General features: G+C 74.3%; 16 protein-coding genes and 1 pseudogene. 9 read left to right on the top strand and 8 right to left on the bottom strand.

Going from position 1 to position 18,539, the window contains the following annotated elements; genetic code table 11:
* Positions 1 to 132 precede the first annotated feature (132 nt).
* From Q3W68_RS23915 to Q3W68_RS23905, 3 genes are read left to right on the top strand one after another with little or no spacing between them, the layout of a single operon-like run.
* The gene (locus Q3W68_RS23915; RefSeq protein WP_302907597.1) at positions 133 to 1,944 is read left to right on the top strand and encodes a DUF2079 domain-containing protein; all 1,812 of its coding nucleotides are present in this window, start codon (positions 133 to 135) and stop codon (positions 1,942 to 1,944) included.
* A 52-nt stretch (positions 1,945 to 1,996) separates the two neighbouring features.
* Positions 1,997 to 2,638, top strand: a complete 642-nt coding sequence (gene lipB / locus Q3W68_RS23910) for a lipoyl(octanoyl) transferase LipB (protein WP_302907596.1) — start codon at positions 1,997 to 1,999, stop codon at positions 2,636 to 2,638.
* Positions 2,639 to 2,643: 5 nt separating this feature from the next.
* A complete protein-coding gene (locus Q3W68_RS23905) occupies positions 2,644 to 3,036 on the top strand; it encodes a VOC family protein (RefSeq protein WP_302907595.1) in 393 nt (130 codons plus the stop codon).
* 527 nt (positions 3,037 to 3,563) lie between these two features.
* Here Q3W68_RS23905 and aspS read toward each other — a convergent pair.
* Positions 3,564 to 4,850 (bottom strand): aspartate--tRNA(Asn) ligase, encoded by a 1,287-nt coding sequence (gene aspS, locus Q3W68_RS23900; protein WP_302907594.1) that lies wholly within the window; start codon positions 4,848 to 4,850, stop codon positions 3,564 to 3,566.
* A 412-nt stretch (positions 4,851 to 5,262) separates the two neighbouring features.
* Between aspS and lipA the strand changes: the two genes are divergently transcribed.
* A complete protein-coding gene (gene lipA, locus Q3W68_RS23895; RefSeq protein ID WP_013287743.1) occupies positions 5,263 to 6,252 on the top strand; it encodes a lipoyl synthase in 990 nt (329 codons plus the stop codon).
* Between the two features lie 60 nt (positions 6,253 to 6,312).
* On the top strand, positions 6,313 to 7,917 hold the full coding sequence (locus tag Q3W68_RS23890) for a DUF423 domain-containing protein (RefSeq protein ID WP_302907593.1): 1,605 nt from the start codon (positions 6,313 to 6,315) through the stop codon (positions 7,915 to 7,917).
* 15 nt (positions 7,918 to 7,932) lie between these two features.
* Here Q3W68_RS23890 and Q3W68_RS23885 read toward each other — a convergent pair whose 3' ends face one another.
* Positions 7,933 to 10,857, bottom strand: a complete 2,925-nt coding sequence (locus tag Q3W68_RS23885) for an AAA family ATPase (protein ID WP_302907592.1) — start codon at positions 10,855 to 10,857, stop codon at positions 7,933 to 7,935.
* A gap of 143 nt (positions 10,858 to 11,000) precedes the next feature.
* The gene (locus tag Q3W68_RS23880; protein ID WP_302907591.1) at positions 11,001 to 11,171 is read right to left on the bottom strand and encodes a hypothetical protein; all 171 of its coding nucleotides are present in this window, start codon (positions 11,169 to 11,171) and stop codon (positions 11,001 to 11,003) included.
* A gap of 215 nt (positions 11,172 to 11,386) precedes the next feature.
* On the opposite strand from Q3W68_RS23880, the gene Q3W68_RS23875 reads away from it, so the two are divergent.
* Positions 11,387 to 12,076 carry a DUF4191 domain-containing protein gene (locus Q3W68_RS23875; RefSeq protein ID WP_013287747.1) on the top strand — a complete coding sequence of 230 codons (690 nt, stop codon included), beginning with the start codon at positions 11,387 to 11,389 and terminating at the stop codon, positions 12,074 to 12,076.
* Between the two features lie 61 nt (positions 12,077 to 12,137).
* Here Q3W68_RS23875 and Q3W68_RS23870 read toward each other — a convergent pair whose 3' ends face one another.
* Complete coding sequence (locus tag Q3W68_RS23870) at positions 12,138 to 12,593, bottom strand: RDD family protein (RefSeq protein ID WP_302907590.1); 456 nt, start codon at positions 12,591 to 12,593, stop codon at positions 12,138 to 12,140.
* Between the two features lie 129 nt (positions 12,594 to 12,722).
* Here Q3W68_RS23870 and Q3W68_RS23865 point away from each other — a divergent pair.
* Positions 12,723 to 14,136, top strand: a pseudogene (locus tag Q3W68_RS23865) (glutamine synthetase beta-grasp domain-containing protein).
* A 9-nt stretch (positions 14,137 to 14,145) separates the two neighbouring features.
* Here Q3W68_RS23865 and Q3W68_RS23860 read toward each other — a convergent pair.
* From Q3W68_RS23860 to Q3W68_RS23845, 4 genes are all read right to left on the bottom strand, one after another.
* Positions 14,146 to 14,631 carry a hypothetical protein gene (locus Q3W68_RS23860; RefSeq protein WP_302907589.1) on the bottom strand — a complete coding sequence of 162 codons (486 nt, stop codon included), beginning with the start codon at positions 14,629 to 14,631 and terminating at the stop codon, positions 14,146 to 14,148.
* Positions 14,632 to 14,777: 146 nt separating this feature from the next.
* The gene (locus Q3W68_RS23855) at positions 14,778 to 14,915 is read right to left on the bottom strand and encodes a hypothetical protein (protein WP_302907588.1); all 138 of its coding nucleotides are present in this window, start codon (positions 14,913 to 14,915) and stop codon (positions 14,778 to 14,780) included.
* The gene (locus Q3W68_RS23850) at positions 14,906 to 15,034 is read right to left on the bottom strand and encodes a hypothetical protein (protein WP_302907587.1); all 129 of its coding nucleotides are present in this window, start codon (positions 15,032 to 15,034) and stop codon (positions 14,906 to 14,908) included. Before Q3W68_RS23850 ends, Q3W68_RS23855 begins: the two co-directional genes overlap by 10 nt.
* Positions 15,035 to 15,704: 670 nt before the next feature.
* On the bottom strand, positions 15,705 to 15,896 hold the full coding sequence (locus Q3W68_RS23845; RefSeq protein ID WP_302907586.1) for a hypothetical protein: 192 nt from the start codon (positions 15,894 to 15,896) through the stop codon (positions 15,705 to 15,707).
* A gap of 1,449 nt (positions 15,897 to 17,345) precedes the next feature.
* Here Q3W68_RS23845 and Q3W68_RS28365 point away from each other — a divergent pair.
* Positions 17,346 to 17,555 carry a hypothetical protein gene (locus Q3W68_RS28365; protein ID WP_368045764.1) on the top strand — a complete coding sequence of 70 codons (210 nt, stop codon included), beginning with the start codon at positions 17,346 to 17,348 and terminating at the stop codon, positions 17,553 to 17,555.
* Positions 17,556 to 17,945: 390 nt separating this feature from the next.
* The gene (locus Q3W68_RS23835; protein WP_302907585.1) at positions 17,946 to 18,419 is read left to right on the top strand and encodes a hypothetical protein; all 474 of its coding nucleotides are present in this window, start codon (positions 17,946 to 17,948) and stop codon (positions 18,417 to 18,419) included.
* Positions 18,420 to 18,539: the final 120 nt, after the last annotated feature.

Here is an 18,539-nt window from a genome sequence, read left to right as displayed (position 1 = left end):
AGTTGCCGCGACGTTACGGCCGCGTTTCGTCACACCGGAATGGCCGCCACTCACACATTCACGACCACCGAAGTGTGCGGCGAGTTCCGTGTCCGGGCGGTCTGCCCAGGTCCGGTTGGTAACGTCCGCTGCGTGCCCTCCTCCCCGTCCCCGGCCGCCGGCCGGTCGCCGACAGCTGTCCGCGACCGGCGCGCCGACCTGCTGGTCACGCTCGCCGCGCTGGCCCTGGCCCTCTGGGTGACGAGTGGCCTGTGGCGGGATCCCAACAGCCGCGCGATCACGGTCAACTCCAGCGACCAGGCGCTGTTCGAGTGGCTGCTGGCGTTCGGCGGGCACGCACTGACACACGGGCAGAACCCGCTGTTCACCACGTTGATCAACGTCCCGGACGGGGTGAACCTGGCGGTGAACACCTCGATCACCGTGTACGCGGCGGTCTTCGCGCCGCTGACGTACCTGATCGGGCCGCCCGCGACGTTCCTGGTGATCCTCACGCTCAACCTGGCCGCGACGGCGGTGGCCTGGTACTGGCTGCTCAGCCGGCACCTGGTGCGCAGCCGGCTGGCCGCCGGTGTGGGCGCGCTGTTCATCGCCTTCTGCCCGGCGATGGTGTCGCACGCGAACGCGCACCTGAACTGGACCGCGGGCTGGCTGGTGCCGCTGCTGATCTGGGGCGTGTTCCGGTTGCGCCGCCCCGGCCGGGCCGTCACCGGCGGGATCGTGCTCGGGCTGCTGGTGGCTGTCGCGTTCTCGATCGCCGCCGAAGGGCTGTTCTTCACCGCGCTGGCGCTGGGCGTGTTCCTCGCGGTGTGGGCGCTGCACCCGGCCCGCCGGTCCGAGGTGCGTGCCGCGCTGCCCCGGATGGCGGCCGGGCTGGGCGTGACCGCGCTCGTCGCCGGGGCGCTGCTGGCGTACCCGCTCTGGCTGCACTTCCTCGGACCGCAACGGTTCCACGGCACCGGGTTCGACCCGCTGATCCACTCCGAGGACATCGCCGCGTACGGGTCGTACCCGCGCCGGTCGCTGGCCGGCTGGGCCGGACGGGGCACCTCGCTGGCCCCCAACCCGACGGAGGAGAACTCGTTCTTCGGCGTACCGCTGCTCCTGCTCGCGGTCGCCTGCTTCGCGCTGCTGTGGCGGCGCGCGGACCGCGCGTTCCGGGCCACGCTCGCGGCGCTCGGCGTGACGGCTGTGGTCTTCGCGGTGCTGTCGTGGGGGCCGACCGTGAAGTGGAACGGCCGCCGCTTCGACCAGACGCTGCCGTTCGGGGTGCTGGACAACCTGCCGGTGATCAACGCGGCGCTGCCGTCCCGGCTGGCGCTCGTCGTCGCGCCGGTCATCGGCCTGCTGCTGGCGTACGCGATCGACACGCTGCGCGCCCGGCCGCCACGACGCCGGGTGAGCGGGCTCGTCTGGGCGCTCGGCTTCGTTGCCGCGTTGCTGCCGCTGGTGCCGACCCCGCTGCTGACCAGCGTCCGGGAACCGATCCCGGCGTTCATCACCAGTGGCGCCTGGCAACGCTACGTCCCGTCCGACGGGGTGCTGACCCCGCTGCCGCTGACCGTTGACGTCTACCCGGACGGGCAGCGCTGGCAGGCGTACGCGCTGGCGAACCGGCAGGGCGAGTTCCGGATCCCCTCCGGGTTCTTCCTCGGACCGGGCGGCCCGGAGGGCCGGGGCCGGATCGGCCCGGTGCCGCGCACCTTCGACTCGCTGATGGACCAGGCCGGCCGGACCGGCCTGGTGCCGATCATCACCGACGGCAGCATCCGCGAGTCCCGGGCGGACCTGCGCTACTGGGGGGTGCGGGCGGTGGTGCTGCCGGACCGGGTGCACGGCGCCAAGTTCGACGTCGACGAGGAGGCGCTGCGGCGCACCGCCACCGCGCTGCTCGGCCCGCCCGAGCGGGTGGAGGACGTCTGGTTGTGGCGGGTGCCGGCCTGACGCGACGAGGCTCACGGGTCCGGTCCCCCGAGGGCGGGACTAGGCTGGACGGGTGAGCGTGACGACTTCCGGGCTGACCGCCGTCCGCGCCGGCCTGCTCGACTACCAGGCCGCCTGGGACGAGCAGCGCCGGCTGCACGAGGCGGTGGTGGCCGGCGAGCAGGGCGACACCGTGCTGCTGCTGGAGCACCCCAGCGTCTACACCGCCGGCAAGCGCACCGAGCCGTGGGACCGCCCGATGGACGGCACCCCTGTGGTGGACGTGGACCGCGGCGGCAAGATCACCTGGCACGGCCCGGGGCAGCTCGTCGGCTACCCGATCGTCCGGCTGCCCGACCCGGTCGACGTGGTCGCGTACGTCCGGCGCACCGAGCAGCTGCTGATCGACGTCTGCGCCGAGTTCGGGCTGGCCGCCGGCCGGGTCGATGGACGCAGCGGCGTGTGGGTGCCCGAGGACGACCGGGGCCCGGCCCGCAAGGTGGCCGCCATCGGCATCCGGGTGGCCCGCGGCGTCACGCTGCACGGCTTCTCCGTCAACTGCGACTGCGACCTGGGCTTCTTCGACCGGATCGTGCCCTGCGGCATCCGCGACGCCGGGGTCACCTCGCTGACCGCCGAGCTGGGCCGGCCGATCACCGTCGCCGACGTGCTGCCGGTGGTCGAGCGGCACCTGCCGACGCTGACCACGGTCTGAGCCGGGTGCGGCTCGACCTGGTCACGCTCGTCGTGGCCGAGTACGACCCGGCGATCGCCTTCTTCACCGAGGTGCTCGGGTTCGAGCTGGCGGAGGACAAGCCCTCGCTCACGAACGACGGCCGGCCCAAGCGCTGGGTGGTGGTACGCCCACCGGGCGGCGGCACCGGCCTGCTGCTGGCCCGCGCCGACGGCGAGCACCAATCCGGTGCGGTGGGCGACCAGACCCACGGCCGGGTGGGCTTCTTCCTCCAGGTCGACGACTTCGAGGCGGTGTACCGCCGGATGGTCGACGCGGGCGTCGAGTTCGTCCGGCCGCCACGCACCGAGCCGTACGGCCGGGTCGCGGTCTTCCGCGACATCGCCGGCAACCCCTGGGACCTGCTCGGCCCGGCCTGACCGCTCCCCCTTTCCCGCCCCCGGCCATCGCGCATCCGCTCGGTGCGCGCTGACCGACCGGTCCGGCCCACCACCACCAGGGACCACCTCACCATCGGTCACGGTAAGTAACACCGCCGCCATCGGAGCACGTGCCCTCCCGCCGACTTTGCTCTGCAGCCGGATCCGCAACGGTCACTCCCGGTCGAACGTTGCGCCAGTGGCTGCAGAGCAAAGTGCGCGCACGCCCTTCCCTCCCTTCCGCGGGCGGCTCGCCATAACCCCTGCTCAGCGAGATTCGCCGCCGTCGAGGGCATCTCGGCGACCCCGGAGCGGCCATCACTGAGTGTGACCGCAAGGCTGCACGACCTTTCGTCACTCTCGGTGGTCGACCGCAAGTCGGTTCCGGAGGGCGGCGGCTGGCCGACGGCTCGGGCGAGCCCGCGCCCCGCCATCGGAAGCCGCCGAGAACACGCCCGCCACCGGGACCCGCTGAGAACACGCCCGCCACCGGACCGGCGCGGCGCAAGCCGCGCCGGTCCCGGCCGTCAGGGCGTGAGGCGGTGCAGGTCGCGCGGGAAGGCGGTCACCTCCCGGACGTTCGCCGCGCCGGTGAGCCGCGCGACGAACCGCTCCAGCCCGATCGCGAAACCGCCGTGCGGCGGCATGCCGTGCCGGAACGCGTCCACGTACCCGGCGCACGGCTCGACCGGCTCGCCCCGCGCCGCCAGCGCGGCCAGGTAGTCGGCGTGCCGGTGCAGCCGCTGCCCGCCGGTCACCAGCTCCACGCCCCGGAACAGCAGGTCGAAACCGTTCGAGTACGCGGGCCGGGCCGGGTCCGGGTGCGTGTAGAAGGGGCGCTTCGCCATCGGGTAGCCGGTGACGAAGAGGAAGTCACTGCCGTGCTCGCGGAGCGCCCACTCCCCCAGCGCCCGCTCGTGCGCAGGCGCCAGGTCGGGTTCGTCGGCCGGCGCTCCGGCGATCTTCAGCGCGTCGGTGAAGTGCACCGCCGGGATCTCGGCCGGCACCTCCGGCGCCGTCACGCCCAGCGTGGCCAGCGCGCCGCCGGCCAGCCCGGCGACTGTCGCCACCATCCCGGCCAGGGTGCCCCGCAGCACCGCCATCACGTCCCGGTGGTCGGCCACGAACCCCAGCTCGACGTCGAGCGACGTGTACTGGGCCAGATGGCGCACCGTGTCGTGCGGCTCGGCGCGGAACACCGGCCCCACCTCGTAGACCCGCTCGAAGACACCGACCATGAGCTGCTTGTAGAACTGCGGCGACTGGGCCAGGTAGGCGGGCCGCCCGAACCAGTCCAGCGCGAACACGTTCGCTCCGCTCTCCGTGGAGGAGGCGACCACCTTCGGCGTGTGCACCTCGACGAAGCCCTGCCCGTCGAGCGTGGCCCGGAAGCCGGACACGGCCGCCGCCGAGATCCGCAGCGCGGCTGACCTCGTCGGGTGCCGCAGCGCGGTCGGCGCGTTGTCGAGCTGGGTGGGCAGGCCGGCGGTGAGCACCGGCCGGTACAGGTCGAACGGGGGCGGGACGGCGGGCGGCCCGAGCGGACGTACCGTCGGCTCGACGACCTCGACCCCGGCGGGCGCGGTGGCGTTCGCGACCACAGTGCCGACGACCTCGACGACCGTCTCCTCGGTGAGCGCCTCGATCTGCTCGCGCACGGCGGGCGCGGCGACCACGACCTGGGCGAGCCCGGCGGCGTCCCGCAGGATCAGGAAGGCCACCGACTTGAGCAGCCGGCGGCGGTGGACCCACCCGGCGAGCCGCACTGTGGCGCCCACATGGGCGGGGAGTTCTGTGGACAGGATGCGTTGCACGACGACTACCTCCTTGACCAATCGCAACGCGATCCCCAGGGAGGTGTGGGCGAGCGGGAACCTCGCGGTGCCACCACACCTTCGCCCCCACCGGAGCGGGAGCCTCGTTCGACGCCTTTTCACCGGGGCCGGCCGGGCGGGCTCTACTGGGCGCGACACGCCGTTCTTCCCGCAGCTCGGGAGGGTCTTCACGGGCCGGCGCCAGACCGCCTCGCAGCAACCGGCGGCTCTCTCGACTGGCGGATCGGCCCGTTACTCGGCTCCGTCACAGCTCTGCCCGGCACGCTAGCACCACGTGCGCCGCGCTGTGACCGGGTTTTTTCGCCCCTGGTGTCCGGTGTCACAGCCATTCCGGCGTGACGGCCGTCGCCCTCGTTCATCGACCGGCGCCGACCGGCGTACGCTCGGTTTTGTGACGATCGAGCAATCCGCGCCGACGACTGAGCAGCCAGCGCGCACCGCGACCGTCGCCCCGGAGGGGCGGCGGATGCTGCGGATCGAGGCGCGCAACGCCGAGACGCCGATCGAGCGCAAGCCGCCGTGGATCAAAGTCAAGGCCAAGATGGGCCCGGAGTACACCCAGTTGCGCGGGCTCGTCTCGCGCGAAGGGCTGCACACGGTGTGCCAGGAGGCCGGCTGCCCCAACATCTACGAGTGCTGGGAGGACCGGGAGGCCACCTTCCTCATCGGTGGTGACCAGTGCACCCGGCGCTGCGACTTCTGTCAGATCGACACCGGCAAGCCGGCCGAGTTCGACGCCGACGAGCCGCGGCGTGTCGCCGAGTCCGTCGCCGCGATGGGCCTGCGTTACGCGACCATCACCGGTGTCGCCCGCGACGACCTGCCCGACGGCGGGGCCTGGCTCTACGCCGAGACGGTCCGGCAGATCCACGCGCTTCAGTCCGGCTGCGGTGTCGAGCTGCTGATCCCCGACTTCAACGCGGTACCCGAGCAGCTCGCCGAGGTCTTCGGCTCGCGGCCCGAGGTGCTGGCCCACAACGTGGAGACCGTGCCGCGCATCTTCAAGCGGATCCGCCCGGCGTTCCGCTACGAGCGTTCGCTGGACGTGATCCGCCAGGCGCGGGCCGACGGCCTGGTCACCAAGAGCAACCTGATCCTCGGCATGGGCGAGGAGCGCGCCGAGGTGTCCCAGGCGCTGCGCGACCTGCACGAGGCGGGCTGCGAGCTGATCACCATCACGCAGTACCTTCGCCCCTCCCCCCGGCACCACCCGGTGACCCGCTGGGTCAAGCCGGAGGAGTTCGTCGAGCTGCGCGAGGAGGCCGAGGAGATCGGCTTCGCGGGCGTGATGAGCGGCCCGCTGGTCCGCTCGTCGTACCGCGCGGGCCGCCTCTACCAGCAGGCGCTCGACGCCCGCCGGGAGGTCACCGTCGCCGGCTGAGGCCGGCCGACCACCGCGTCACCCGCCGCCGGCCGCCCGCCGGATGCCATGATCACAGGCATGACCGCCGGGGTACGCGAGGAGCCACGCGAAGCCGTGCGCCCTCGTACGCCCCGGCGGCTGCCGTTGCCGACGCTGCTGGCCCTGCTCGTCGGGTTCGCCGGCGTGGGCTACCGCCTGGCGCTGCTGTTCGCCGACGTGCCGCCCACCAACAGCGACGAGGCGACGATGGGGCTGGCCGCCCTGCACATCGCGCGTGGCGACGGCTTCCCGGTCTGGTTCTACGGCCAGGCGTACATGGGCACGCTGGAGGCGTACCTGGCCGCGCCGCTGGTCGCGCTGGCCGGACCGTCGGTGCTCGTGCTGCGGGTGCCGACGCTGGCGCTGTACGCGTTGTTCCTGCTGCTGTCCTGGCGGCTGACCCGGCGACTCGGCGGCGACCGCTGGTACGCCCTGCTCGTCGTCGCAGTGCTGGCGCTCGGCGCGGACCGGGTGGTGAAGAACCAGCTCATCGCCGGTGGCGGCTATCCGGAGCTGAACCCGGCCGGTGCGGCGCTGGCGCTGCTCACTGTGGGTCTCTGCGGGACCGGGCCGGGCGCGCGGCTGCCCCGCTGGGCGGCCTGGGGACTGATCTCCGGGGTGCTGCTCTGGGTGGACCCGCTGATCCTGCCGTACGTGCTGACGCTCGGCGCGCTGCTCGTGGCGTGGCGCCGGCGGGAGCTGGCCGGCCGGGCCGGGGCGGTGCTGGCCGGCGCGCTGCTGCTGGGCGCGGCCCCGATGCTCGTGGACAGCATCCGGCACGGCCGCAACCCGGTGGCCGCGGTGCTGGCGGCGGGTGGCACGGGCGCGTCGGCGGACTGGGCCGACCGGCTGTACGGCGCCCTCGTCCTCGGGCCGCCGCTGGCGATGGGCTTCTGCTCACCCGGCCGGTGCGCCACCTGGCAGCTCTGGTGGGCCGTCGCGTTCCCGGTGCTGCTGGTGCTCGCCGCGTTCACCGCGTGGCACACCCTGCGCCGCGCCTCCGGCGGTCCGCCCTCGGCGGAGCGGGTGTCGGCCGGGGTGCGGCTGGCGCTGCTCGGCGGCGCGGCGGGGGTGGTGGCCGCGTACGCGCTGAGCAACGCCGCCGGGCAGACGCCGATCGAGAGCAGCCGTTACCTGTCGTGCCTGGCGGTCGCCGTACCGGCCCTGCTCCGGCCACTGTGGCGGACCGCCCGCCGGCTCACCGGCCGCCCCGTGGCCCGCGCGACGGGTTTCGCGGCGGCGGCGGTGCTCGCGGGCGTGCTCGGCACCGGCGCGGCGGCCACCGTGGACGTGATCCGGACGGCACCCGACGTGCACGCCGAGGCCGACCGGCACCGGTCGCTCGTGGACACGCTCGGCGCGCTCGACGTCCGGAACGTACGCGGCGGCTACTGGACGTGTAACCGGCTCACCTACGCGACGGGCGAGAACGTGGTCTGTGCCGTGGTCGACGACGACCTGACCCCGGGTTTCGACAGGCTGCCGGCGTACCGGCGGGAGGTGGCGGCCGACCCGGGCGCGGCGTGGGTGGCGCCGGCCGGCTCGCCGCTGGCCGCGCGGCTGGACGAGCGCCTCGGCACCGAATCCGGCGCGCTCGACGTCGTCACGGTGGCCGGCTGGCGGATCTACCTGCCCCGTCCCTGACGCAGACGCGGTGCGCTACCGGGCGCGACGCTGTGCCGGGGCGGGCGGCGGAGGGTCGAGCAGGCCGAGACGGTGGGCCAGCGCGGCGGCCTCCACCCGGTTGGTCACGTCGAGCTTGGCGATGATCCGGGACACGTGCACACTCGCCGTCTTCGGCGAGATGAACAGCCGCTCGGCGATCCGGCTGTTGCTGTGCCCCTCGGCGACCAGCCGTAACACCTCCTGCTCCCGGCTGGTCAGCAGGTCCGGCCCGGGTCGCCCGGTGCCCCGCAGTCCGACCCGGCGGGCCAGCGTCGCCGCCTGCTCGCCCAGCGGGGTGGCGCCCAGCCGGGCGGCCAGCTCGGCCGTCTCCCGTACCGCGGCGGCGACGTCGTCCCGCTCGCCCGCCGCCGCGGCCGCCTCGGCCAGCCCGAGCAGCGCCCGGCCCAGCGGGTACGGCTGCCCGGCCGCCCGCCACGCCGCCACGGCCGCCCGCCACGCGGCGAGCGCCTCGCCGGGAGCGGCGGACCCGAGCCCGGCCAGGACGGCCGCGACGTGCGCCGCGTGGGCGTGCTCGGCCGGGTGCCGGGCGGGCAGCGCGGCGGCCACCGCCGACACCTCGGTGGCGAGCGTCGCGTCCCCGGTCAGCGCGGCGGTACGCGCCACCGCGCTGAGCGCCGGCCACCCCTCGCGCGGCAGGTCGGCCAGGTGCGGGTCGGCCAGGGCGGCACGCGCCGCGCGTACCGCCTCCAGCTTGTCGTCGGCGGCGAGCGCGGCCTCCACGCGGAGCTCGTGCAGCGGCAGCCGGTGGTTCGGCCAGAGGTAGGGCCGGCTGAGGAACGCCAGCGCCCGTCCGACGAGTTCGTCGGCGCCGGGATGGGCGCGGGCCAGGTGGAGCCCGGCGCGCAGTTGCAGCCAGTGCAGCCCGGACACGCCGGGCGGGTCGATGCGGGCCGCCTCGGCGCAGGTGGCGTCCGCCTCGTCCCAGCGGCCCAGCGCGATGAGCGCCTCGGCCCGGTTCGACAGCAGGTACACCCCGATCGAGCGGCTGATGCCCACCCGGCGTGCCTCGCTCACCCCGGCTGCGGCTGCCTGTTCGGACTCGTCGTAGCGGCCCAGCTCGTAGAGCACGTCGGAGAGGAACACCAGCGCGCTGACCAGGGCCCGCGAGTCACCGACGGCACGGGCGCGCGCCTCCACCCGGCGCAACTCGGCCAGCCCGAGATCCGGGGTGTCGTTGGTGCGGTGCAGCACCTTGATCCGGGTGGGCAGCAGCGCCAGGTCCGCGTCGATCTCGGTCGTGCCGGCCGCCGCCTCGGCGGCGACCGACGCGGCCTCGCGGGGGGCGACCTTCATCATGTGCGCCGCGATGTCGGCGAGCACGCCGAACCGTTCCGGTCCGCGCGGCGCGCCCGCCGCCAGCCGGTACGCCTCGCGCAGCTCGCTCACGCCGTCGCTCTTGCCGAGCAGCGCGAACAGCCGGCCCCGGTGGTCGAGCAGGCGGGCCGCGCGCAGCGGCTCGGCGTCGGAGTCGACCTCGGCCAGCGCGGCCCGGGTGAGCGTGAGCGCGCGGCTGAGGTCACCGGCGGTGACCGCGGCGGTGAGCGTGTCCTCCAGCACCCGCAGGTGGTCCATGCCGAGCCGGTCGGCGGCGTCGGGCACCTGCTCCCACAGTTCGAGGACGCGCTCCAGCAGCCGGCTCTGCTCGGCGTACGCGTACCGTTCGGCCGCCGCCTCGGCGGCGACCCGGGCCGCGGTGAGCGCGCGCGGGTGGTCGTGTGCCGCGTACCAGTGGTGGGCGATCTCGGCCGGCGCACGACCGGCGGCGACCAGGTGCGGCTGGGCCTCGATCGCGGCGGCGTACCGGGCGTGCAGCCGCGCGTGCTCGCCGGGCAGCAGGTCGTCGTGCACGGCCTCGCGGACCAGCGCGTGCCGGAACTCGTACTCGCCGTCCGGGTCGGCCACCACGAGCTGCCCGGCGACGGCGGCGCGTAGCGCGTCCTCCAGTTCGGCCTCGGGCAGGCCGGCCACCTCGGCGAGGAGCTGGTGGGCGAAGCGGGTGCCCCCGGCGGCAGCGATCCGCAGCACCCGCTGAGCCGGCTCGGGCAGCCGGTCGACGCGGGCCAGCAGCAGGTCGCGCAGGGTTTCCGGAATGGCCGCGCAGCCGACCGGGCCTCCGGCGGCGGCCAGCTCCTCGATGAAGAACGGGTTGCCCTGGGTGCGTTCGTGCACGTCGTCGACGGTCCGGGCGAACTGCTCGGTGCCGAGCAGGTCGGCCAGCACGGCGGCGGTGCCGTCGCGGTCGAGCCGGCCCAGCTCGATCCGGTCCACGCCGCGGACCCGGTCCAGCTCGGCGAGGAACGGCCGCAGGGGGTGCCCGCGGTGCAGTTCGTCGGTGCGGTACGTGCACACGACCAGCAGGCGGGTCGCGCGGGCGGCTCGCACCAGGAAACCGATCAGATCCCGGGTGGAGCGGTCGGCCCAGTGCAGGTCCTCGATCACCAGCACCAGCGGGCGTTCCTCGGCGAGCCGCCGGAACAGCTCGGCGACCAGGTCGAACAGGTAGCCGCGCGGAGTGTCGGCGAGGGCCGAGCCGGCGGGCGCGGCGGCGCCTGCGGGCATCCGCGCCAGCTCCGGCAGCAGCCGGGCGAACTCCGCCTCGTAGCCGGCGAAGGCGGCCGGCCCGTCGTGGCGCAGCACGTCGCGCAGCGCGGCGGCGAACGGGGCGAACGGCAGGCCGGCCTCGCCCAGCTCCAGGCACTGGCCGACGAGCAGGCGCGCGCCGGCGGCGTCCACCTGGGTGCCGAACTCCTCCAGCAGCCGGGTCTTGCCGACGCCCGCCTCGCCGCCGACGAGCACCGTCGCCGGGTCGCCGGACCGCGACCGGGCCAGCGCGTCGCCGAGCGCGGCCAGCTCGGGCCGGCGGCCGACGAGGACGGTGCTGGCAGCGCGTACGGTCACGCCGTCGAGCATGCCACGCGCCCCCGACGGCCCGACCGGGCCATAAAGAGCCGCCGGTCCGGCCGCCCCCGTGACGGCCGGACCGGCGAACTTCCCCACGGCACCGGCCGCACCGGTGAACCCGGCGACGGCCGCCGGTGCGGTCACCGGCGGGCGTCGATGGTGCGGGCCTGGTGCTGCCGGCGGCTGAGCCAGCCGCGCGGGTGCCGGCGTGGCAGCGACCGGGCGAGCCGGTCCTGGGCCGCGTCGGCCTGCAGCTCGGCGGCGTGGCTGCGGTGGATGCTGAGGATGAAGTCCGCGTCGTTGCCGAACATCTCGGTCTCCCTTGTCGTGCGGTGTCGTTCCCTGTCGAGATCGACTCTGCGCGCGAAGGTGCCCCCGGGGCATGGGTACGCCGCCTGATCTTCGGCCCGTCCGCCTCCTTACCGGCGGGCCGGTTCGGGCCGGCGCGGCGGTAAGGTACTCAGCCCTCGGCGGAACAGGCGGCCACGGATCAACGTGATGTGCACCGACCACTAGACTCTGCGGTATGGCAAAGCCCCAGGAGAAGGTCTCGTTCGGCCAGCGGCTGAAGCAGATCGGGATGGTGTTCCGGTTCACCGCCAAGCAGGACAAGTGGTTCGCGCCGCTGACCGCGGCGGCGGTGCTGATCCCGCTCGCGCTCACCGTGGTCGCGGTGATCGCCTGGGGCTGGATCTGGCTGCCGATCGGCATCCTGCTCGCCCTGCTGGCCGTGCTGATCGTGCTCAACCTGCGCTCCAACAAGGCGATGATGAACGCCGCCGAGGGGCAGCCGGGCGCGGCGGCGCAGATCATGGAGAGCATGCGCGGCGACTGGCGGGTCACCCCGGCGGTCAGCTCCACCACCCAGATGGACATGGTGCACCTGGTGGTGGGCCGGCAGGGCGTGATCCTGCTGGCCGAGGGCAACCCGCAGCGCGTACGCGGCCTGCTCGGCCAGGAGAAGCGCCGCCTCGCGAAGGTGATCGGCACCGCCCCGCTGCACGACTACGTGATCGGGCAGGGCGAGGGTGAGCTGCCGGTCCGCAAGCTGCGGATGACGCTGATGCGGCTGCCCCGCGCCCTGTCCCCGAAGGACGTCAACGCCCTCGACAAGCGGCTCAAGGCGCTCACCGCGCGCCCGCAGATGCCCAAGGGCGCGATCCCGAAGAACATGCGGCCGGCGCGCGGCGCGTTCCGGCAGACCCGGGGTCGCTGACTTCCGGCGTACGCGAGAAAGGAGCCGGTCCCGTGCGGGGCCGGCTCCTTTCTCGTGCGGGTCAGCGGCGCGGGGCGTCGGTGACGACCGACCCGGAGAGCCGGTCGTGCAGGCCGCGCCGGTGCTCGTCCATGAGCAGGGCCGGCACCACGAGGGCCAGCAGGAAGCCGCGCAGCAGCCCGCGGAGCAGCCCGATCCGGCCGCCGTCGGCCCAGGACACGCAGCGCAGCCGGGTCAGGTACATGCCGGGGGTCTGGGCGAACAGGCCGATGAAGAAGCCGTACTCCAGGATCAGCACCAGGACCGGCGGCCAGCCGTCGCGGACCGGGTCGGAGAAGGCCCGGGCGACCATCAGGCACAGCACCCAGTCGATGATCAGGGCGCCGAAGCGGCGGCCGAGGCTGGGCGGGGTGAACGCGGGATCGGTGGCGGGCGGCACCGGTGTGGCGGCGGTATCGGTCACAGCGGCCAGGGTAGCGCCGCCGCGACTCCTGACGAAAAATACGACATTCGGCATCAGAGGGTGCCGGGATGACGCTCCGCAAGCGACGTAACACGGCGGAAACAGACGAGACACGGCCGGGCAACCCCCCGGCCATAGCGTCGCCAGTAGCCAGCTAACGGAGTGGACCTGCCAGGAGGACGTGTGTTCGCCAATTCCGAGGAACTCCTGCGATACCTCGCCAACGAGGACGTGAAGTTCGTCGACGTACGTTTCTGTGACCTGCCCGGCGTGATGCAGCACTTCAACCTGCCGGTCGAGTCGTTCGACGACAGCGTCTTCACCGACGGCCTCGCCTTCGACGGATCCTCGATCCGCGGCTTCCAGGCCATCCACGAGTCCGACATGCTCCTGCTGCCGGACGTCGCCACCGCCTTCATCGACCCGTTCCGGGCCCAGAAGACGCTCGCGCTGAACTTCTTCATCCACGACCCGTTCACCCGTGAGGCGTACTCCCGCGACCCCCGCAACGTCGCGAAGAAGGCCGAGGCGTACCTCGCCGCCAGTGGCATCGCCGACACCGCCTACTTCGGTGCAGGCGGAGTTCCATCTTCGACTCGATCCGCCACGAGGACCTCGGCGCACCAGTCGTTCCACCATCGGGCTCGATCGGGGCGCCTGGAACAGCGGCCCGGATCGGAGGGGGCAAACTCGGGTTACAAGACCGCCCTGAGGCGGCTACTTCCCGGTCCCGCCGGTTGGCCCACCGCCAGACCTGCGCGGCGGATCGTGCGGCGCCTCGTCGACGGCGGCTTCACCGTCAGCGCTCGCACCACGAGGTCAACCCCGGCAGTCGGAGATCAACTACAGTTCTCTACGCTGCTGCCGCCGACCAGCTCCAGCTGTTCAAGTACATCGTCAGAACGAGACCTGGGCCGCCAGCTTAGAGCCGCGACGTTCATGCCCAAGCCGCTGTTCGGCGACAACGGCTCCGGCATGCACACCCAAAGCCTCTGGCGCGGCGGCGAGCCACTGTTCTCGACGAGACCGGCTACGCCGGGCTGTCCCGACACCGCCCGCTGGTACATCGGCGGCCTCCTGCCCCGCCCCGTCGCTGCTGGCCTTCACCAACCGACGGTGAACTCGTACCGTCCGTCTGGTGCCCGGGCTTCAGGCGCCGGTCCGGCCTGGTCACTCGCAGCGCAACCGCTCCGCCTGCACCCGTATGCCCCCGGTGACCGGCAGCAGCCCGAAGGCCAAGCGCGTCAGTTCCGGGTGCCCGGACCGTCCAAACCCCGTACCTGGCGTTCTCCGCCATGATGATGGCCGGTCTGGACGGCATCAAGAACAAGATCGGCCGCCACGGCACCGATCGACAAAGGACCTCTACGACCTCCCGCCGGAGGAGTGGGGGGCGACATCAAGCAGGTTCCGGAGTTCGCTTGCCCGAGGTGCCTCAACGCGCTCGAGGCCGACCACGACTACCTGCTCGACGGCGGCGTATTCACGCCGGACCTGATCTCCACCTGGGTCTGACTGGAAGACGCGGGCCAACGAGGTCGACCCTGTGCGTCTGCGCTTGACCCGCACGAGGTTCGCCATGTACTTCGACTGCTGAGCACGTTCGTCAGCACCGGCCGGGCCGGCTCCGCGATGGCGGGCCGGCCGGCGCCGTCCTGGTGCCGCGGCGGGTGGCGCGGCGGCGCAGCACGGCCCGCAGACCGGCCACCGCGACGACCACCACCAGCACCGTCATCAGCACCGTCATCAGCACCGCGCCCGGCGCCTTGCCGGGTGCCGGGCCGGGTTGATCCGTCCGGCAGGGTGAGCGCCGAGGCCACCGCGCAGGGCGCCACGAACCAACCTGCCGGGCCAGCGGCGCCGCGACCGCGAGCAGTGTCAGCGGCCAGAATCGCACCAGGGGGTGGAAGACCGGGGCGAGCAGCACCGTGGCGGCGAGCGCGGGCCCGCGCCGGTAGCGCCGCACCCGCCGGCGACCAGTGTCGGCGGGCCACCCGCTGCCGGGTGTCGTTGAGCCGGCGCGCGTCCACGCCCCACCACCAGGCGCGACGGGGTCCCAGACCAGCAGCACCAGCGCGACCGCCCGGACCACCGGAACCGCCTGCGGCCGTAGGCCGCCAACTCACCGGCGTGAGTCGGATGACGAACCCGACGGCTGTGGGCGGGAGGTCCACTGCTGCGAGTCGCCGCTGTGGCCGAGCCCTCCCACCCAGCCAGCCCGAGGCCGGTGGCGAGCGACTACCACGAGCAGGGTGCGCCGAGCACCGACGCGGCCAGTTGCCCGCCGTCGCGCAGCAGCGCCGCCAGGTGTAGCGGCCGACACGGCGGCGGCGCCGCGAACGGCGGCGCCACCACGGCGACCGCCTTCACCGCCACGGCCGCCCAGCAGCACCGCCACCAACAGCGCGCGAGGCTTGCCGCGGCAGGCGGACCAGCACCAGCAGGCCGAGCAGGAACAGCCCGAGCGCGAGCGCGTCGTTGTGCGCGCCGGCCACCAGGTGGATCCCGACCAGCGGGCACCGGCACCAGCCAGGCGGCCCGGCGGGTGGAGCACCCCGGCGGCGCGGGCCGAGGCCGGGCAGGCGGCGCGGTCAGCAGCACACCGGCCCACCGCTACCGGCCGCAGCGCCACGATCGTTCCGATCAGGCCGCCACCGGCGAGGACTGCGAGCCCGGCCAGCAGCACGAAGAACGGCCCGTACGGCGCCGGGGTGTCCCGCCAGATCGGCGACACCGGTCGGTCCACGGACGGCCGGCCGCCGCGACCCCCACCCGGTGGGCTGGGCCCCTGCGTCCACGTCCAGCCCTGGCAGGCGTACGAGTAGACGTCGCGGCTGCCGATCGGCGGCGCCCGGCGAGCAGCGGCAGCGACCAAAGCCCACCTGCGGTCACGGCCGCCCACCGGCCCGGACGGCGGCGCACCCACCACCCGCGTGACCACGGCACAGCAGCGGCGTTCCGACCAGCCAGCAGCCGAGCGTCACCGGCCCGTCCGGTGCGTGCCGAGATCGCGGCGAGCGTGGGGCGCAGGGGCGTGCCTGGTAGCGCGCCGCCGAACCACCCGGCCACGGTGAGCAGCACGGCCCGGCCCCGGCGAGACCGGCGTAGCGGGCGAGACCGGCGGCGATCGGCGGACGGGTCCGTCGGGCTGCGCTGCAGCACTCCTCAGTCCACGGGAACCGGCTGCCGGCCCGCGGGCGGCCGTATAACCACGACCACGCCGATCACGAACAGCGTCATCAGCGGCGCAGGCATCTTGGGTACCGGGCCCAGCCCGGTGCCGTCGTCAGCACCAGGAACGACGGCACCACAGTGACGATCGAACCACAGCGTGCGGTGCGCGGTGGCGGCGAGCACAGCCAGCGGCCCGGCCAGTACCAGGGTGGAACAGCGGAGAGAGCGCGACGGTGGCGGTGAGCGCCAGCCCGGCGTGCCAGAACGGCCCCACCACGACGGAACGACCGGAACAGAGCCAGATCAGCACCGCGATCAGCACGACCATGCCGATCGCCCGAGTGACCCGGCAGCGCGTCGACGTGCACCCCGAACGGCGCCAGCAGGCCGGCCGGTCTCCCACCGCCGTCGGCGGCGAGGTCCACGCCACCACCAGACCGCCCTGTTCCAGCCGCGGCGAACCCCAGCCCCCCAGGCCGGAGGCACGACCGTCACACGGCGAGCGCCGCGAGCGAGGCCGCCGACCACCCACCGCCGTCGCGCTTTTTGACGTCCTGATCCGTACGCCCCGACGATCGCGGCCAGCGCGGCGAACGGCTTTGACCAGCGCGGTGACCTTGACGGCGGCGGCCAGTCCGAGCAGCACCCCGGCGAGCGCGGCCAGGCCGCCCCGGGCGGGCCGCGACCACAGCCAGCCCGGCCAGCAGGCCGATCATCACGCGTCGTTGTGCGCGCCGGAGACCAGGTGCACTGGGCACCGGCCCGGGCTGGCCAGCGCCAGCCAGGCGCCGCCCGCCGCGGCGGCACCCGCAGCGGCGGGCCAGCACCGGCAGCGCCCACGCGGTGAGCGCCACCCCGGCGACGGCGAGCACGGAACAGCGCACGACGGCGGCGAGCGAAAAAGCGAGCCGGTGGCCTCCACCACCGCGCCGGCGAGCAGCGAACAGCACGGCCGTACGGCGCCGGGGTGTCCCCGCCAGATGTAGGGAGGATGGTGTCCAGCCAGGGGCGGGGCAGCGCTAGCACGCCCTGCTCGTAGGGGTTGATCCCGGCTCGAGAGCTGGCGCCCTGGCAGGCGTACGCGTGACACACGTCCCGGCTGCCCAGCGGCGGCGCCGGCATCGGCGGCAGCCAGAGCGCGACTGTGACCAGCACCCAGCGGGACGACGGCACCCGGTCCCGCGGCGACACCAGGCCCACGCCAACAGCGCTTTGGTGCCGACCAGCCCGCACCCGATGATCGGCGGCCCGTTCGGGCTGCAGATGCTGACCGGGGTGGGACGCAACTCGCCGTCGGAGCAGGGCGCCACCGAGGAACGCGGCCACGGCGAGCAGCACCGAACCCGCCAGGCCGATCCAGCGCGAGAGGTGAGTGAGGCGTCCGACATGCTGCCAGTACGGTGGTTCGCGATCAGGAGGTGGGCATGCGGGGCGGTCGGGTGGTGGCGGTCTCCGCCGTGTCGGCGCTCGTCCCTCGCCGTGCTCCACCTCACGCTGCCGGCCCGGCGACCTGTTTCCGCGCAGGTCGCGCCCGCGCGGCTTCTTCGCCGAGCACGGGGCCGCCCTGGGTGGACCTGCGCTGGTACGGCGGCGTGCACCCGTGGGGCTACAGCCTCGTCTCGCCGCCGCCTGATGGCGCTGCTCGGCGTACGCGTCACCCGGGGCGCTCGCCCTGCTCGCCTCCGCGCGTTCGCCGCCCTGCTGGTGCGGACCCGGGTGCCCCGGCCGCTGCTCGGCAGCCTGGGTCGGCGTGGTCACGATCGCCGGCAACCTGGTCTCCGGCCGGGTCACGTACGCGCCCTCGGCGTCGCGTTCGGCCTGGTCGCGCTGCTCGCGCTCTGATCCCCGCCCGCCGCACCGCCTCGCCCGCCGCCGCCCTGACGCCGCTGGCGAGCGGCCGTCCCGACGGTGCCGCGGCCCCGGTCCCGACGGTGCCGGCCGGCCGCGGTCCCGACGGTGCCGAGCGGGCCGGTCCCGACGGTGCCGAGCCCGGCCGGTCCCCGGCGGTGGCGAGCGGCCGGTCCGGCACCCGACGGCGGAACGTCTGGGCGGCCGTCGCCGCCGCGCACCGCCCGCGCTGCTCGCCTCGGCGGCCAGCCCGGTGCGGGCTGTTCGTCGGGCTCGCCGGTGTCACGCTGCTGCTGACCCGCCGGTACGCCCGGCCTGCTGCTCGCCGTACCGGCCCGCGCTGCCGCCGCCGTGACCGGGCTGCTGTTCGGTGAGGGCGGCTGGATGAACATCAGCACTGCCGACACCGTGCACGCCGTGGTGACGAGCCTGGTGGTGGCGGCGCTCGTGGCGTGCGGCCGGTGCGGGTGGGCGCGCTGCTGTCCGCGGCCGGGGGTGCTCGCCTCGGCGCTGCTGCACACGCCGGTCGGGCTGAACGCGACCCGACTGGTGGTGATGTTCGCGCTTGCACCGGTGCTGGCCGCCGCCGCGTGTCCCCGCCCCGATCTCCGATCGGCTCCGCGCCACCCGGCCGGCCTCCCGGGTCCTCGGCGCGGTCGGGCTCGCCGCGCTGCTGGCTGTGGTCTGCTGGTGGCAACCGCCGGTGTGGTCACCGCCGACCTGCGCAGCGCCGGCGACCCGACAGCCGACCGGCGTACTTCAGCGCCGCTGCGCGCGGGCTGGCCCGGCGCGGGCTCACCGGGCGGGTGGAGGTTGCCGCCGACCCGCAACTACTGGGAGGCGGCCCCACATGGGTGACGTGCCGCTGGCCCGGGCTGGCTGCGGCGAGGCCGACATCGACCGCAACCCGCTGTTCTTCACCACTGTGCCCGGCGCGGACGGCACGGCATCCCTGACCCGGTCACCTATCGGGACTGG

Source organism: Micromonospora sp. C28ISP2-4 (assembly GCF_030519385.1).
Classification (GTDB): Bacteria; Actinomycetota; Actinomycetes; order Mycobacteriales; family Micromonosporaceae; genus Micromonospora; species Micromonospora tulbaghiae.
The sequence above is the reverse complement of the archived record's forward strand: the minus strand, read 5'-3'. Positions and strand labels throughout refer to the sequence as shown.